Raw genomic sequence first — 15,618 nt, 5'->3', positions numbered from 1 at the left:
CAGAGGCGGGCGGCGCGGTAGTCGTGGCGCGCGGACGGGGCGGCGTCGCCACCCGCGGAGCGGTTGGGCTCGAACTACGGCTCTCGGCGCTCCGCGGGGCCAGGATCGTCGGACGGCGGACCTGCGGTGCCTCGGTCATCTCGTCCCTCCTCTTCCGGTGCGGTGGCCTGTTCCGGTGCGGTCTCGTCCAGCAGCTGTGCGACCGCCTCCGCGAACCGCTCGCCGCGGTGCGCGTAGTCCCTGAACTGGTCCATCGACGCCGCTGCGGGCGCCAGCAGGACCACGTCACCGGGCCGGGCGGCCGCGGCGGCCATGCGCACGACGGCCTGCATGACCTCCTCAGTGTCGCCCGACACCACTTCGAAGAGAGGCAGATCGGGCGCGTGTCGCTCGAACGCCGAGAGCACGTCCAGGCGGTCCTCGCCGATGACGATCGCCGCGCGCAGCCGCTCGGCACGGCGCTTCACGAGGTCGCCGATGTCGACGCCTTTCAGCAGACCTCCGACGACCCACACCACGTTCTCGTAGGCGCCGAGCGACGCGTCGGCCGCGTGCGGGTTCGTCGCCTTCGAGTCGTCGATCCACCGGATGCCGCCCCGGTCGGCGACGACCTCGATGCGGTGGGGGTCGAGACGGAACGAGGCGAGGGCCCTGCGCACCGCGTCGAGCGGGGCGCCCGCAGCACGGGCGAGCGCCGCGGCGGCGAGGATGTTCGCGACGACGTGCGGGGCGTCGAGGCCGAGCACGCGCAGCTCGTCGACGGTGATGATCTCGAGCGCACTGTCGCGGCGCTCGTCCAGGAAGGCCCGGTCGACGAGGATCCCCTCGACGACACCGAAGTCGCTGGGGCCCGGGATGCCGAGTCCGAAGCCGACGGCGCGCGCGCCCTCGACCACCTCGGCGTCCTCGACCAGGCGGCGGGTCACCGGATCGGCGAGGTTGTAGACGCAGGCGACGCGGGTGTTCTCGTACACGCGGCCCTTGGCGGCGGCGTAGGCCTCGGCGGACCCGTGCCAGTCGAGGTGATCGTCGGCGATGTTGAGGACCGCGCTCGCGAGCGGCGAGACACCGCGCATCCAGTGCAGCTGGTAGCTCGAGAGTTCGACGACGAGCACGTCGAAGCCCTCCGGGTAGCGCACGGCGTCGAGCACCGGCGCCCCGATGTTGCCGACCGCCGCGACCCGCTTCCCCGACTCGCGGAGCATGGCGGCGGTGAGCCCGACGGTGGTGGTCTTGCCGTTCGTGCCGGTCACGCCGATCCATTCGGCGGGTTCGCCGACCTTGTCGCGCACGCGCCAGGCGAGCTCGATGTCGCCCCAGATCGCGACCCCGTCGTCGGCGGCGGCGACGAGCAACGGGTGGTCGGGGTGATATCCCGGCGAGACGACGACGAGCTCGGGGTCGAAGGCCTCCACCCTCTCGCGTTGCTCGTCCGCCGTGCCGCCGAGGTGCAGCGCGGCGCCGATGACCTGAGTCAGCTGCGCCCTCTCATCGGAGGCGGAATCGGCCACGACGAGCACGTCCGCACCGAGTTCGACCAGGGTGTCGGCGACCGAGAACCCGGTCAGGCCGAGGCCGAGGACGACGACGCGCAGGTTCCGCCAGTCGGCGTGCCAGCTGGTGAGCGCGTCGAGTCGCGAGGTCGCCATCAGCGGCTCAGCCACTCGAGGTAGAACGCGCCGACACCCGCGGCGACGAACAGCCCGCCGATGATCCAGAACCGCACGACGACGGTCACTTCCGCCCACCCCTTCAGCTCGAAGTGGTGATGCAGCGGCGACATGCGGAAGATGCGTTTGCCGCCGGTGAGCTTGAAGTAGACGCGCTGCAGGATGACCGAGCCGACGACGATGACGAAGAGGCCGCCGATCAGGACCAGCAGCAGCTCGGTACGGCTCAGCACCGCGAGGGCGGCCAGAGCGCCGCCGATGCCGAGCGAGCCGGTGTCGCCCATGAAGATCTGCGCGGGCGAGGTGTTCCACCAGAGGAAGCCGATGAGCGCTCCGACGATGGCGGTCGCGACGATCGCGAGGTCGAGCGGGTCGCGCACCTCGTACGCCTTGTAGGCGACGTCGGGGTCGAGCGACGGGGCGAAACGGTACTGGTTGTTCTGCCAGAAGCCGATGATGATGTACGCGCCGATCGCGAAGATCGACGCCCCGGTCGCGAGCCCGTCGAGACCGTCGGCGACGTTCACGCCGTTCGAGGCGCTGGTGACGATGCCGGCGATCCAGATGACGTAGACGATGACGCCGGCGACACCGCCGAGCAGCACGACGAAATCGAAGCTCGTGTCGCGCACGATCGACACCGCGGTCGTCGCGGGGGTCAGCCCGTCCTCGTTCGGGAACTGCAGGGCGAGCAGGGCGAAGGCGGTGGCGACGATGACCTGGCCGAGGATCTTCGCCCAGCCGCCGAGACCGAGACTGCGCTGGTTGCGGGTCTTCAGGTAGTCGTCGAGGAAGCCGACGGCACCGAGGCCGACCATCATGAACAGCACGAGCAGCGCCGAGATCTGGATCGGTTCGGCCGCGGTGAGCGTGCCGGTGAAGTATCCGACGACGGTTCCCGCGATGACGACGAGCCCGCCCATCGTGGGCGTCCCGTGCTTGGCGTGGTGGCTGACCGGCCCGTCCTCGCGGATGAACTGGCCCCAGTTGATGCGTTTGAAGAGTCGGATGAAGACCGGCGTCAGCAGCAGCGTGAACGCCAGCGACACCGCCCCCGCGGTCAGAAGCGCCTGCATGACACCAGCTCTCCGAGTCGGTCGCCCAGGTGGCGGAGACCCGCCGAGTTCGAGGATTTCACGAGAACGAGGTCTCCGGCGCGAAGACGCTGCTCGAGAAGCGCGTACGCCTCGTCCGCGGTCTCGACCCAGACGGACTCGCCGTCCCAGGAGCCTTCCTTCTCGGCGGCCAGGTGAAGGCGCTTGGCCCCCTCGCCGACGACGACCAGCTGACCGATGTTGAGACGAACGGCGAGCAGACCGATCCTGTCGTGCTCCTCGCCGGCGAGCTCGCCGAGCTCGGTCATCTCGCCGAGGACGGCGATGGTGCGGGTGGCCTCGCGGCCGAGGATGGCGAGGGTCTTCAGCGCGGCGGCCATGGAGTCGGGGCTCGCGTTGTAGGCGTCGTTGATGACGACGGTGTCGAGGCCCGGCAGGACCTCCATGCGCCAGCGCTCGGCGCGCGTCACGCTCTCGAGGCCGGCGACGACGGTGTCCGCGTCGACCCCGAGGGCGGTCGCCGCGGTCGCCGCGGCGAGGGCGTTGGTCACGTGGTGCTCGCCGAGCACCGCGAAGCGCACCGGTCGGGGCTCCTCGCCGGGGAGGTGCAGGGTGAAGTGGGTGCCGGTCGAGTCGAGGCGCACGTCGCCCGCCCACACGTCCGCGTCGGCGCTGCGACCGAACCAGGTCACGGCGGCGCGCGTCGAGGCGGCCATGCCGGCGACCCGCGGGTCGTCGGCGTTGAGCACGGCGGTGTCGGTCGGCAGCAGGTCTTCGACCATCTCGGTCTTCGCGATGACGGTCGACTCGATCCCGCCGAACTCGCCGGCGTGCGCGAGCCCGACCGTGAGCACGATGCCGACGTCGGGGCGCGCCATGCGCACCAGCCGACGGATCTCGCCGATCCCGCTCGCGCCCATCTCGGCGACGAGGAAGTCGGTGCGGTCGGTGAGCTTCAGCATGGTGAGCGGGGCGCCGACCTCGTTGTTGAACGATTCGCGCGGCGCGATGGTCTCGCCCGCCCGGGAGAGGATCTCGCGCAGCAGGTTCTTGGTGGTCGTCTTGCCGTTCGAACCGGTGACCGCGACGACCTTCAGTCGGCCGAGCGCGCGGACGCGCCCCACCACATCGGTCGCGAGGGCGCCGAGCGCGCTCGTGGCGTCGTCGACGACGATCTGGCTGACCGGGACCTCGAGGGGGCGCTCGACGATCAGCAGCACGGCGCCGCGCTCGACGGCCTTCTCGGCGAAGAGGTGGCCGTCGGTGCTCTCGCCGCGTCGGGCGACGAAGACGCCGCCGTCCACGATCTCGCGGGAGTCCGTCTCGACGGTGCCGTCGATCAGGGTCTCGGGCGTGTCTCCGCGGTCGCCGAGCAGCAGTCGCCCGGAGATCGCGGCGGCGATCTCGGTCAGGGAGAGGGCGATCACGCGTCTCCCCCGTCCCAGCCGGCCTCGCGCAGGGCGAGCCTCGCGTCGTCGCGTGCGGAATAGGGGTGCTTCACTCCGGATATCTCCTGGTAGTCCTCGTGTCCCGGTCCCGCGTACAGGATGGTGTCGCCGGGGCGGCTGAGCGCGACGGCCAGGCGCAGCGCTTCACGGGGGTCGGGCACCTCGTGGATCTCGCGGTCGGGCACCGCGCGGCGCGCTCCGGCGAGCAGCGCAGCGCGGATCTCGGCCGGGTCCTCGAAGCGCGGGTGGAAGTCGGTGATGACGACGACGTCGGCGCCGCGAGCCGCGATCGCGCCCATGTCGTCGCGTTTGGTCTTGTCGCGGTCGCCGTCGGCGCCGAACACCATGATCACCTTGCCGGGGGTGAGGGGGCGCAGCGCGTCGAGGGTGTTGAGGAACGCGTCGGGAGTGTGCCCGTAGTCGATGTAGACAGTGGGGCCGTCGTCGCCCGACACCCGTTCGGCGCGTCCGGGGATGTAGACGTCGATACCGCCGTCGCGGTCGAGCACGTGCTGGATCTCTTCCGGCTCGTACCCGGCCTCGACGAGCATCAGCAGCGCGAGGGCGGCGTTCGCCGCCATGTACCAGCCGAACAGCGGCACGCTCGTCGCGATGCTCTCGCCGCCGGGGCCCGAGAGGGTGAACGCGGTCGAGTGACGGTTCTCCTCGGTCACGACCACGTGCCAGTCGGCCTCGGTGACACTGCCGGACGCGAGGGTCGTCACGGGCACACGGCTCTCCTCGGCGAGGCGCCTGCCCCAGTCGGAGTCGACGGTGACGACGGCCCGGCGGGCGCGGTCGGGGTCGAAGAGCGCGCGCTTCGCCTCGAAGTACTCGTCCATGTCGAGGTAGTCGTCGAGGTGGTCGTGGCTGAGGTTGGTGAAGCCGACGACGTCGAACACGACGCCGCCCACCCGTCCGCGGCTGACCGCTTGGGCCGACACCTCGATCGCGGCGGCGCGGACGGCGTTCTCGCGCATGCGGGCGAGGAGGGCGTGCAGTTCGCTCGCCTCGGGAGTCGTGAGACCGGCGACGACGGTGTCGTCGCCCGCGCGGCGCTCGGCGGTCGAGCTGAGACCGGTGCGCACGCCCAGCTGACGCAGCACCGCCTCGATGAGGTACACCACGCTGGTCTTGCCGTTGGTTCCCGTCACCGAGAAGAGCACGGGCGGGTCCTCGGTCGACCGGTACACCCATGCCGAGACCTCGCCGAGCGCGGCCCGCGGATCGGCGGTGATCAGGACGGGGAGCCCGCTGTCCTCGGCGAGGGGCGCGCCCGCCTCGTCGGTGAGGACGGCGACGGCGCCGGCGTCGCGGGCCTGCGCGGCGAAGGCGGCGCCGTGCGAGCGCGCGCCGGCGAGGCCGACGTAGAGGTCGCCGTCGGCGATGTCGCGGGAGTCGAGTGAGACCCCGCTGATCTCGACCTGGTCGAGATCGCCGCGGGTCGCCGATCCGCGCTTCCACGTCTCAAGCCGGAACTCGCGAGCCAGTTCCGCGAGCGAGCGCGGGATCGGATGCTCGGGCCGGAGGGTCGAGTGCGTCAGCACGTCTCCTATCCTCGCTGTCGTCGCGGCGACGGTGGCCGTCCGCGTCTGGGCTGCCACCTCTCGCCTGTCGGCTCAGAACTCGGCCGGCAGGTCCGGCGAGCTCGATCCGGACGGGACGACCTCGTGCGCCTTCAGCACCTGGGTCATCACGTCGCGGAAGATCGGAGCGGTGGCGCCCGACGTATTCATGTTAACCGGGTCGGCGAGGTTCACCGAGACGACGTACTGGGGGTCGTCGGCCGGAGCCGTGCCCGCCATCGAGACGAGGTAGCTCTTGCTGTAGCCGCCGTTGCCGTCGGGCTGCTGAGCGGTTCCGGTCTTGATGGCGACCCGGTATCCGGGGATCTCGACCTGATTCGCGAGCCAGCCCTTGGTGGCGACGTTCTCGAGCATGTCGACGGTCGTCCGAGCGGCCGATTCGGAGATCACGCGGGTGCCCTCCGTCGGCGCCGCGTCGGTCAGGGTGCCGTCGGGCAGTCGGCAGCCCGCGACCAGGGAGACCGGCATCCGGACCCCGCCGTTCGCGATGGTCTGGTAGATGCTGGCGACCTGCACGGCCGACAGGGTGATGCCCTGCCCGAACATCGAGGCGAGGTTCGTCTGCGGATCCCAGTCGGGGATGCCGTCCTCGTCCCAGTCCTCGCCGAGGTATCCGGTCGCCTCCGCGCCGAAGTCCACCTCGGTGCGCTCGCCGAGTCCGAACTTCAGCATGTAGTCGTAGCGCTGCTCCGGGCTCATCAGCAGGCCGAGCTGCGACATGCCCGTGTTGCTCGACTCGATGAGCATGCCGGTGGTCGTGAGGTTCAGGGTGCCGTGGAACTCGCTGTCGTTCACGTCGGCGCCGTCGGCAGTCGTGTACCGGTACGGCGCGGTCACGTGCGTGGACGGGCTGATGAGCCCGGCGTCGAGGAGGGAGGCCGTCGTCATCGTCTTGAACGTCGACCCCGGTTCGAAGGGGGCGGTGAAGGCGCGGGAACCGAGCGACGATCCGTCGGGGACCTCCTGGAGACCCGCGTCGACGTTGTTCGGGTCGACGGTCGGGTAGTCGGCGACCGCGACGAGCTTGCCCGTCTTGACCTCCTGCACGACCACGACACCCCACTTGGCGCCGTACTGCTGCGCGTACTTCGCGAGGGTCTGCTGCACGTACCACTGCAGGTCGCTCTCGATGGTGAGCACGAGGTCGTCGCCGTTCTCGGCCTGCTTGGTGGTGACGGTGCTGCCGGGGATCCGGACGCCGTCCTCACTGCGTTCGTAGACCTCGCTGCCGTCGGTGCCGGCGAGGCACGCGTCCTCGGAGAGCTCGAGGCCTGCCTGGGGCTCGTTATCGGACCCGACGAAGCCGACGAGGTTGCCCGCGACCGCCCCGTTCGGGTACGTCCGGGAGGGCTGCGACTGGAAGTACAGCCACGGGATCTCGAGCTCGCGGATCTTCTCGAAGGCGTCGACGTCGACCTTCTTCGCGATGTAGAGATAGTCCGAGTCGGGGTCGGCGGCGACCGCGTCGCGCAGTGCCTTCACGATGTCCGCGGGGTTCTGGCCGAGGATCGGTCCGAGCTGGTCGGCGGCGATCTCGGGGGTCACCTCGGAGGCGACCGCCGTCTTCGGCGACGCGGTGATGTCGTAGCGGAGGACGCTGTCGGCGAGCATGACACCCGTCGAGTCGTAGATGTCGCCGCGGGTGCCGAGGATCGTCTCGGGGATGCTGCGCTTGTCGACGGCCTGCTCGTTGAGCGTCTCGGCCCGCACCACCTGGATGTCAACGAGGCGGATCACGAAGACCGCGACGAGGACGAAGACGAGGAGCGCGGCGAGCACGAGTCGCCGCCGGGCGATGCGTCGGGGCACGGGGTTCTCCTCGGGTCGCCTGGTTCGTTCGCGCTGCGTCAGCGGGTGGTGGGTGCGGGCACCCGGCCATCAGACGTTAACGGCGCCTCGGCCTGTTCGAGCGCATCCTCGGTCGGCGTTGCGGCGACCGGGGCGACGGCGGGCGTCGCCGCCGCGGCCGCTGCTGCCGCCGCTGCGGCGGCGGCCGCCTCCTGCTGGGTCACGAGCGGAACCCCGGCGAGGAGCTCGTTCGCGACCTTCGAGCCTGCGGCGCCCATGACGCCCTCTCCCCCGCCCGCGGCGGTCGGCTGGCCGATCACGGCGCCGTCCGACATCCGCAGCCACACCGGGTTCGCGTTCTGCACCATGCCGAGCGCTTCGGCATTGGTGGCGAGGTTCTGCGGGGACGCGAGGCGGCCGAGGTCCTCGCTGATCAGCTGCTCGGTGCGCGCCTGCTCCTTCTGCGTCACCTCGAGCCGGTCGATCGTGTAGGCACCGTCGGACAGCGCGATGCTGAGCGCGAGCTGCGCGAGCATGAGCACGCCGAGGCTCGCGACGACGATGACCGCGTAGGCGACCTTGGGCCTCGCCCGGCGCTGAGCGCGATCGGCGACGATCTCGATGCGGCGGGCGGGCTCCTGCCCGGCTCCGGGGAGGACCATCGTGTCGGGCAGAAGCAGTGGAGCGGTGGCGAGGTTGCTCATGATGATCCTTAGGCGCCGTTTCGGGTGGCGGGAGTGGTGGTGGCGCGGATGCGCTCGGCGGCGCGCAGACGGACGGGGGTCGCGCGCGGGTTCGCGGCGATCTCGTCGTCGGAAGCGCGGCCGGCGCCTTTCACCAGGAGACGCAGTTCGGGGCTGTGCTCCGGGAGTTCGATGGGAAGGCCGGGCGGCGTGGTCGAGCTCGAACGGCGCTGCAGCTCGCGCTTGACCAGACGGTCTTCGAGGGACTGATAGGACATGACGACGATGCGGCCGCCGAGCGTCAGAGCGTCGATCGCGTCGGGGAGGGCGCGCTCGAGCGCGTCGAGCTCGCCGTTCACGGCGATGCGCAGCGCCTGGAAGACGCGCTTGGCGGGGTGGCCGGTGCGCTGCAGGGCGGCGGGCGTCGCGGCGGCGATGATCTCGACCAGCTGGGACGAACGCTCGATGGGAGCGCGGTCGCGCGCCTCGACGAGCTTGCGGGCGAAGCGCGGTGCGAGACGCTCCTCCCCGTACTCGTGGAAGATGCGGCGCAGTTCCGACTCGTCCCAGGTGGCGATGATCTCGGCGGCCGTGACACCGGTCGTCGTGTCCATCCGCATGTCGAGCGGAGCGTCCTTCGAATAGGCGAAGCCGCGCTCGGCACGGTCGAGTTGCAGTGAGGAGACGCCGAGGTCGAGCAGGATGCCGTCGACGCCACCGCGGGCGTGCTCGCGGACGACGTCGCCGATCTCGTCGTAGACGGCGTGCACGACCGTGAAGCGGTCGCCGAACCGGGCGAGGCGCTCCCCGGCGATGGCGAGCGCGTCGCTGTCCCGGTCGATGCCGATCAGGCGGAGGCGCGGGAACCGCTCGAGCAGCGCCTCGGAGTGGCCGCCCATACCGAGCGTGCCGTCGACGAGCACGGCGCCGTCGTGGTCGACGGCGGGCGCGAGCAGTTCGATGCAGCGCTCGAGGAGCACCGGGGTGTGGATCGAGGAGAAGTCCATAGCGGTCCGGGGTCCGATCGTGCCGTCCGATCCCCATCCGTCTCGCTCTCGACCTGGCTCCGGGGAAGTGAGTCAGGGCGGGGATACGGCTGGGAGTCGCGCGGCGCGTCAGAAGAGGTCCGGGATCACCTCCCCCGCGGCACTCGCGAAGTCGTCTTCATTGGCGGAGACGTAGTCGTTCCAGGCGGCGGCGTCCCAGATCTCGGCGTGGTTGCCCGCCCCGATGACGACGAGGTCGCGTTCGAGTCCGGCGTAGGCGCGCAGGGCGGGCGGCACCGTGACGCGACGCTGACGGTCGGGGGTCTCGGCGTGCGCGGCCGAGAGCAGGAGGCGGATGAAGTCGCGGGCCTGCTTGTTGTTGCCGGAGGCGCTGGCGCGCATGCGCTGGTGGACGGCGTCGAACTCGGTGGAGCTGTACACGTACAGGCAGCGGTCCTGACCACGGGTGAGCACGATGCCCTCCTCGAAGTCGTCGGCGAACTTGGCGGGAAGGATGATGCGCCCCTTCTCGTCGAGTTTGGGCGTGTAGGTGCCGAGCAAGGTCGCCATGGCACCCTCCCCGTCTCCGCCGATTTCCTCCACTTTACTCCACAGCGCACCACTTAGCCGAGAATCCGCCGGATATCGGGGCTCGTGTCGAGTCGACGGCGAAGCGGTGAACCCACGAGTGGTGCGGAATCACGCCGTATCCGCGGAGCGGGGAGCGCAGTGGAGGACTTGCCCACGGTTTTTGCCGAGGAGCACCCTCAGAGGGATGGGCGAACGGCAGCAGGCACAAAAAAAGAGAACCGGCCCGAAGGCCGGTTCTCGTTCACGCCGCGCTGCGGCGGAGGTCGGAAGGTCAGCTGTTGCCACCCTGGCGGCGGTCCCATCGATCGTTCATGCGGGACATGAAACCCGAGCCCGAACCGGACCGCTTGCGTGAGGACTTCGATCCGGATCCCGCGGCGAGGGGCTTGCGCGGCGAACCGAGCGCGAGGAGCACCCCGCCGAACATGACGACGAAGCCGAGGATGCCGATCAGCGGCTGCTGGAAGACCACTCCGAGCACCAGCACCGCGATACCCGCGAGGGCGACGACCACACCGGCGACGAGCCAGGTGTAACTGCGCCGGCCCTGCTGGGCACGCGCGACCGACGCGACGAACTCGGCGTCGTTCTGATAGAGGCTGCGCTCCATCTCATCGAGGAGGCGCTGTTCTTGCTCAGAGAGCGGCATGTCCATTCTCCTTCCCGCAGGCGATGTCTCCACCGTCTTGTGCCGCGGGCCCCTATCGCTAGAGGGTGTCGGGGGCTTTTCTGTGCGGCCCCGCCGGAGCCACAGTGTAGTCGCCTGGAGCGAGGCTAGGCTAGCGCCGTGGTGCCTGGCTCGAAGCTTGTCGATCTGGTGCAGTCGAAGATCGATTCTCTGATCGACGACCGCTCCGCAATTCTCTCGTCGGTCGCCCCGGAGCTCGTTCCGTTCGGCGAGTTTTCAAAGAGGTTTCTCAGTGGTGGCAAGAGGTTCCGCGCACTGTTCTGCTTCTGGGGCTGGCAGAGCACCCAGACCTTCGACCTCGACCCCCCGCTCGGCGAGCATGAACGCGCTCTCGACGCGGTCGTGGCCGTCGCGAGTGCACTCGAGCTCTTCCATGCCGCAGCCCTCGTCCACGACGACCTGATCGACAGCTCCGACACCCGCCGCGGACAGCCGTCGATCCACCGTCGGTTCGAAGCCCAGCACACCGAGAGCAACTACATCGGCGACGGCGAGGGCTTCGGCCGCTCGGCCGCCATCCTCCTCGGCGACCTGCTGCTCACCTGGAGCGACGACCTGATGCACGAGGGTCTCCGCCTGCTGCCCGATCAGCGTGCCGCCGACGCCGCCCGCGCGGAGTTCGAGCGGATGCGACTCGATGTCACCGCCGGTCAATACCTCGACCTCGTCGAGGAGCGGGCGTGGACGACGCTCGGCGACGCGGAGGCGCTCGAGCGCGCCAAGCGGGTGATCCTCTACAAGTCGGCCAAGTACTCGGTGGAGGCGCCGCTCGTCATCGGAGCGTCGCTCGGCGGCGCCGATCCGCGGCAGATCGATGCCCTGCGCGGTTTCGGGGTGCCGCTCGGCATCGCCTTCCAGCTCCGCGACGACCTCCTCGGCGTGTTCGGCGATCCGTCGGTCACCGGCAAGCCGAGCGGCGACGACCTCGTCGAGGGCAAGCGCACGGTACTCGTGATCCTCGCCCGGGCGACGCTCCCCGCGGGCGCCCGTCGACTGGTCGACGACCTGCTCGGCGATCCCGAGCTCTCGGCTCAGCAGATCGAACTGCTGCAGGCGACGATCCAGCGCAGCGGTGCGGTCGAGCGGGTGGAGCGCATGATCGACGAGAACGTCCGATCCGCACGCGCCGCTCTCGACGGCGCCCCCTTGTCAGCGGCGGCCCGCACCGAGCTGACGCACCTCGTCGCGACGGTCACCGACCGCCGATCCTGACGTTGGGTCGGGTCAGGCGAGAGCCTGAGCCACCCGACGCACTTCGGCCTTGCGGCCGGCGCGGAGCGCCTCGACCGGACTGACGTCGAGGCTCTCGTCGACGGCGAGCAGCCAGTCGACGGCCTCGTCGTCGGAGAAGCCGTTGTCGCCGAGGAGCATGATGGTGCCCCGCAGATCGTGGAGGGGCGCGTCGCCGTCGAGGAAGTCGCCCGGCACCCGCAGCGCGCCGTCCACGCGGAGGGCGATCAGGTGGCGGTCTTCGATGAGCCGTCGGACCTTGCCGAGGGGAAGCCCGAATCGTTCGGCGAGCTCGGGAAGCGAGAGCCAGTCGCGGCCGTCGGTTGCACTCACGGGAACAAGGATGCCAGGTCGCTCGGCTTCGCGCACGGGAAGGCCGCCCCGTCGCGGCCGCAGTCGGCCCGGCCGTTTGTTACAACCGTGTTAACTCAAACAACATCAGCCACGTTGATTGACTCGTTAACCCTTCTGTGACACCGTGAAGGTGTTCCGGGGGTAAGGAACACCGGCTGCAGCAGGAGCCGGTCCACGCGCAGCATCTGCGCAGCGTCGCCGTCAGGCACCACAGGGGAATCATGAGCGCAGTCGACCGGATCAGCAGCCCGAGCCGCCGGGGCCGCCGCGCGGCTCACCGTGCGCGCGGATCCTTCGCCCGCGGACTCTTCGGTGCCGTGCCCGTCGTGCTCGTCGGCTCGCTCGCACTCACGCTCGGAGCGACTCCCGCCGACGCGTCGGCGCGCAAGAGCGACCGCGAGCGCCCCGACCTCGCACCCGATGACGCCGGCACGGGTCGCCTCGACTTCTCCTCCGCCACGCCCGCCGTCGCTGCCCCGCTCGCCGACAGCTCATCAACCGACAGGGCGCACGCCACGGCGCCGGCGCAGACCATGGCGCCGTTCGAATACACCGTGGTCGAAGGCGACACCATCAGCGACATCGCGGGGCGCTACGGGCTCTCGACCGCCTCGGTCCTCGCCCTCAACGGCCTGAGCTGGAAGTCGCTCATCTTCCCCGGCCAGGTGCTGAGCCTCAACGCGTCGGCGTCGCCGTCGCTGCCCGTCGACGTGCCCCTCACCCGCTACACGGTGACTTCGGGCGACACGATCAGCGGCATCGCCGCTCAGCACGGACTCGACACCGAAGCGGTGCTCTCGTCGAACGGCCTCGGCCGCGACAGCATCATCTACCCCGGCCAGAGCATCGTGCTGCCGCAGACCTCGAGCGCGGTCGCCCCGCTCGCCCCGGCTCTGCCCGTGCTCGACGCGACCCCCGTCGCCTCGGTCACGCCGATCGGCTCGAGCGTCGGGCTCACCGACGAGATGCGCGCCAACGCGGCGCAGATCGTGCGCGTCGGCCGCGAACTCGGCGTCCCCGACCGCGGCATCGTCATCGCCCTCGCGGCGGCGATGCAGGAGTCGACGCTGCGCAACCTCGACTGGGGCCACCTCGACTCGCTCGGCCTGTTCCAGCAGCGTCCCAGCACCGGTTGGGGAACCCCCGACCAGATCCTCGACACCGACTACGCCATCCGCGCGTTCTACGTCGGCATCCACACGACCGACACGACGAGCCTCGGACTGCTCGACATCGACGGCTGGCAGAGCATGACGGTGACCGAGGCGGCGCAGGCCGTGCAGATCTCGGCCTACCCGGACGCCTACGCGAAGTGGGAGTCGGACGCCTGGGCCTGGCTCCCCACCCTCTGATCGGGACCGTCTCGCGACGAATTCTCCGGCGCGCCGCACGGCCGCACCGGTCGGCGCACCCTCCCGTTCGTAAACTCGACGGGTGAACACGAGCCAGACCGATCCGATGGTCGGTCACCTCCTCGACGGGCGCTATCAGGTGCGCGCCCGCATCGCTCGTGGAGGGATGGCGACCGTCTATCTCGCGACCGATCTGCGGCTCGAGCGCCGAGTCGCGATCAAGGTCATGCACGGCCACCTCGCCGACGACGCCGCGTTCCGCGACCGGTTCATCCAGGAGGCCCGCTCCGCCGCGCGTCTCGCGCATCCGAACGTGGTCAACGTGTTCGACCAGGGCCAGGACTCCGACATGGCGTACCTGGTCATGGAGTACCTGCAGGGCATCACGCTGCGCGACCTGCTGAAGGAGTACGGCAAGCTCACCCCCGAGCAGACCATGGACATCATGGAGGCCGTGCTCGCGGGACTCGCCGCCGCGCACAAGGCCGGCATCGTGCACCGCGACCTGAAGCCCGAGAACGTCCTGCTGGCCGACGACGGCCGCATCAAGATCAGCGACTTCGGTCTCGCCCGTGCCGCGACGGCGAACACGGCGACCGGTCAGGCGCTGCTCGGCACCATCGCCTACCTCTCCCCCGAGCTCGTGACCCGCGGTATCGCCGACACCCGCAGCGACATCTACGCGGTCGGCATCATGATGTACGAGATGCTCGTCGGCGAGCAGCCGTACAAGGGCGACCAGCCGGTGCAGATCGCCTACCAGCACGCCAACGAGCGGGTGCCGAGCCCGAGCAGCAAGAACGCGAAGGTGCCGGTGGCACTCGACGAGCTGGTGCTGTGGGCGACCGCCCGCGACCCCGAGGAGCGCCCCCGCGACGCGCGCACGCTGCTCGACCAGCTCTTCGAGACCCAGAACATGATCCGCGACGGGGTCGCGCAGACGCCGACGGGCCAGCAGCACACCATGGTGCTGCCCGCCGTGGGCGGCACGAGCGCGGTCACGTTCGACTCGGGCGACAACACGCAGGTGCTCTCACGTGCGCGGCGCACCGGGCCCATCGCCCTCGACTCGGCGAGCCGGCTGGCCGGCGAGACCCGCAAACGGCACCGCAGGGGGTTCTGGATCGCGGGGCTGGTGATCCTGCTCGCCGCCTTCGCGACCGGAACGGGCTGGTACTTCGGTTCGGGACCCGGATCGGCAGCCCAGATCCCGACGTCCGTCACGGGCGCGACGCCCGAGCAGGCGACCGCGGCGCTTCTCGAGGCCGGGTTCACCGTCGCCGCCGAACAGCAGAGCACCTTCGACTACGAGGTCGCGGAAGGCCTCGTCTCGACGACCGACCCGCAGCCGGGCGACCGGGTCGGCAAGGGCACCGAGGTGACCCTCGTCCTGTCGAAGGGGGCCGAGAGCCTACCCGTCCCCGTCGTCACCGGCCTCGTCGAAGCCGAGGCGCGCACCGCCCTCACCGACGCCCGGTTCATCGTCGCCGACACGGCGGCGCAGGAGTTCAGCGCCGACGTAGCCGCGGGCACGGTGCTCCGGGCGGTGGGCACCGACGGCGCTCAGCTCGGCGAGGGCGCCACCTACCCCGACCACGGCACCATCTCGCTGGTGGTCTCCGCCGGGCCGGTCCCCGACCTGGTGAACGTGAGCTTCGACGAAGCGATGTCGCGGCTGCAGGCGGTCGGACTCGTCGGAGTGCGCGCCTCCGACGAATACGAGAACACGGGCGCCATCCCGTCGGGCAATGTCATCCGCGCCTACGGACCCACCGATGAGGCGGGCAACGCGAGGGCGATCGTCCCCGGCGACGAGATCGGTCTGACCGTCTCGCTCGGCATCGAGCAGGTGACGGTTCCCGACGTGGTGGGTCTGTCGTGGGCGGAAGCCCGCGGTGCACTGGAGGCGGCGGGTGTCGTCCCGGTCTACAGCTCTCTCGCGGACAGCTCCCCCTCGGCGTACGAGGTGGCGAGCATCAACCCGGGCGCGGGCACGACGGTGGGCCGCGGCACAAGCGTCGCCATCTCCTTCCTCCTCCTCTAGCGGGGCCCTCGAACTCCGGCCCGCCGCACCCGTGGGTGCACGGATCAGGAGATTGTGCGCGGATCAGGAGAAGTGCGCTGAGTTCTCCTGATCGGTATGCGAGTTGCCCGGTTTCGCGTCGAAATTCCTAATCCGTGCACACG

The 15,618-nt window shown here is 70.3% G+C and carries 13 protein-coding genes; 3 read left to right on the top strand and 10 right to left on the bottom strand.

All coding sequences use genetic code 11. The annotated features are described in order from the left end of the window. Positions 1 to 74: 74 nt before the first annotated feature. From murD to NGH83_RS05870, 9 genes are all read right to left on the bottom strand, one after another. Positions 75 to 1,649 carry a UDP-N-acetylmuramoyl-L-alanine--D-glutamate ligase gene (murD, locus tag NGH83_RS05910; protein WP_251858137.1) on the bottom strand — a complete coding sequence of 525 codons (1,575 nt, stop codon included), beginning with the start codon at positions 1,647 to 1,649 and terminating at the stop codon, positions 75 to 77. Further along, positions 1,649 to 2,746 carry a phospho-N-acetylmuramoyl-pentapeptide-transferase gene (mraY, locus tag NGH83_RS05905; RefSeq protein ID WP_251858136.1) on the bottom strand — a complete coding sequence of 366 codons (1,098 nt, stop codon included), beginning with the start codon at positions 2,744 to 2,746 and terminating at the stop codon, positions 1,649 to 1,651. The genes murD and mraY overlap by 1 nt, the downstream gene beginning before the upstream one ends. Then, complete coding sequence (murF, locus tag NGH83_RS05900; RefSeq protein ID WP_251858135.1) at positions 2,731 to 4,152, bottom strand: UDP-N-acetylmuramoyl-tripeptide--D-alanyl-D-alanine ligase; 1,422 nt, start codon at positions 4,150 to 4,152, stop codon at positions 2,731 to 2,733. The genes mraY and murF overlap by 16 nt, the downstream gene beginning before the upstream one ends. Continuing rightward, the gene (locus NGH83_RS05895; RefSeq protein ID WP_251858134.1) at positions 4,149 to 5,720 is read right to left on the bottom strand and encodes a Mur ligase family protein; all 1,572 of its coding nucleotides are present in this window, start codon (positions 5,718 to 5,720) and stop codon (positions 4,149 to 4,151) included. Before NGH83_RS05895 ends, murF begins: the two co-directional genes overlap by 4 nt. Positions 5,721 to 5,792: 72 nt before the next feature. Beyond that, positions 5,793 to 7,568 carry a penicillin-binding protein 2 gene (locus NGH83_RS05890; RefSeq protein ID WP_251858133.1) on the bottom strand — a complete coding sequence of 592 codons (1,776 nt, stop codon included), beginning with the start codon at positions 7,566 to 7,568 and terminating at the stop codon, positions 5,793 to 5,795. Between the two features lie 38 nt (positions 7,569 to 7,606). After that, complete coding sequence (locus NGH83_RS05885) at positions 7,607 to 8,251, bottom strand: hypothetical protein (protein WP_251858132.1); 645 nt, start codon at positions 8,249 to 8,251, stop codon at positions 7,607 to 7,609. Positions 8,252 to 8,259: 8 nt separating this feature from the next. After that, on the bottom strand, positions 8,260 to 9,237 hold the full coding sequence (gene rsmH, locus NGH83_RS05880; RefSeq protein WP_251858131.1) for a 16S rRNA (cytosine(1402)-N(4))-methyltransferase RsmH: 978 nt from the start codon (positions 9,235 to 9,237) through the stop codon (positions 8,260 to 8,262). A gap of 108 nt (positions 9,238 to 9,345) precedes the next feature. Next, positions 9,346 to 9,786 (bottom strand): division/cell wall cluster transcriptional repressor MraZ, encoded by a 441-nt coding sequence (mraZ, locus tag NGH83_RS05875; RefSeq protein ID WP_251858130.1) that lies wholly within the window; start codon positions 9,784 to 9,786, stop codon positions 9,346 to 9,348. Between the two features lie 292 nt (positions 9,787 to 10,078). Further along, complete coding sequence (locus NGH83_RS05870; protein ID WP_251858129.1) at positions 10,079 to 10,456, bottom strand: DUF3040 domain-containing protein; 378 nt, start codon at positions 10,454 to 10,456, stop codon at positions 10,079 to 10,081. 141 nt (positions 10,457 to 10,597) lie between these two features. On the opposite strand from NGH83_RS05870, the gene NGH83_RS05865 reads away from it, so the two are divergent. Continuing rightward, positions 10,598 to 11,707, top strand: coding sequence for a polyprenyl synthetase family protein (locus NGH83_RS05865; protein WP_371872791.1), 1,110 nt, complete (start codon positions 10,598 to 10,600; stop codon positions 11,705 to 11,707). Positions 11,708 to 11,719: 12 nt separating this feature from the next. On the opposite strand, the gene NGH83_RS05860 is transcribed toward NGH83_RS05865, so the two are convergent. Beyond that, positions 11,720 to 12,058, bottom strand: a complete 339-nt coding sequence (locus NGH83_RS05860; protein ID WP_251858127.1) for an Rv2175c family DNA-binding protein — start codon at positions 12,056 to 12,058, stop codon at positions 11,720 to 11,722. 242 nt (positions 12,059 to 12,300) lie between these two features. Between NGH83_RS05860 and NGH83_RS05855 the strand changes: the two genes are divergently transcribed. Both NGH83_RS05855 and pknB read left to right on the top strand, forming a co-directional pair. Next, on the top strand, positions 12,301 to 13,431 hold the full coding sequence (locus tag NGH83_RS05855) for a LysM peptidoglycan-binding domain-containing protein (RefSeq protein WP_251858126.1): 1,131 nt from the start codon (positions 12,301 to 12,303) through the stop codon (positions 13,429 to 13,431). Between the two features lie 82 nt (positions 13,432 to 13,513). Continuing rightward, complete coding sequence (gene pknB, locus NGH83_RS05850; RefSeq protein ID WP_251858125.1) at positions 13,514 to 15,475, top strand: Stk1 family PASTA domain-containing Ser/Thr kinase; 1,962 nt, start codon at positions 13,514 to 13,516, stop codon at positions 15,473 to 15,475. Positions 15,476 to 15,618: the final 143 nt, after the last annotated feature.

The sequence above is a fragment of the Herbiconiux sp. L3-i23 genome, from assembly GCF_023734115.1.
In the GTDB taxonomy this organism is placed as follows: domain Bacteria; phylum Actinomycetota; class Actinomycetes; order Actinomycetales; family Microbacteriaceae; genus Naasia.
Note: the sequence above shows the minus strand (reverse complement) of the source record. Positions and strands in the feature narration are given on the sequence as shown.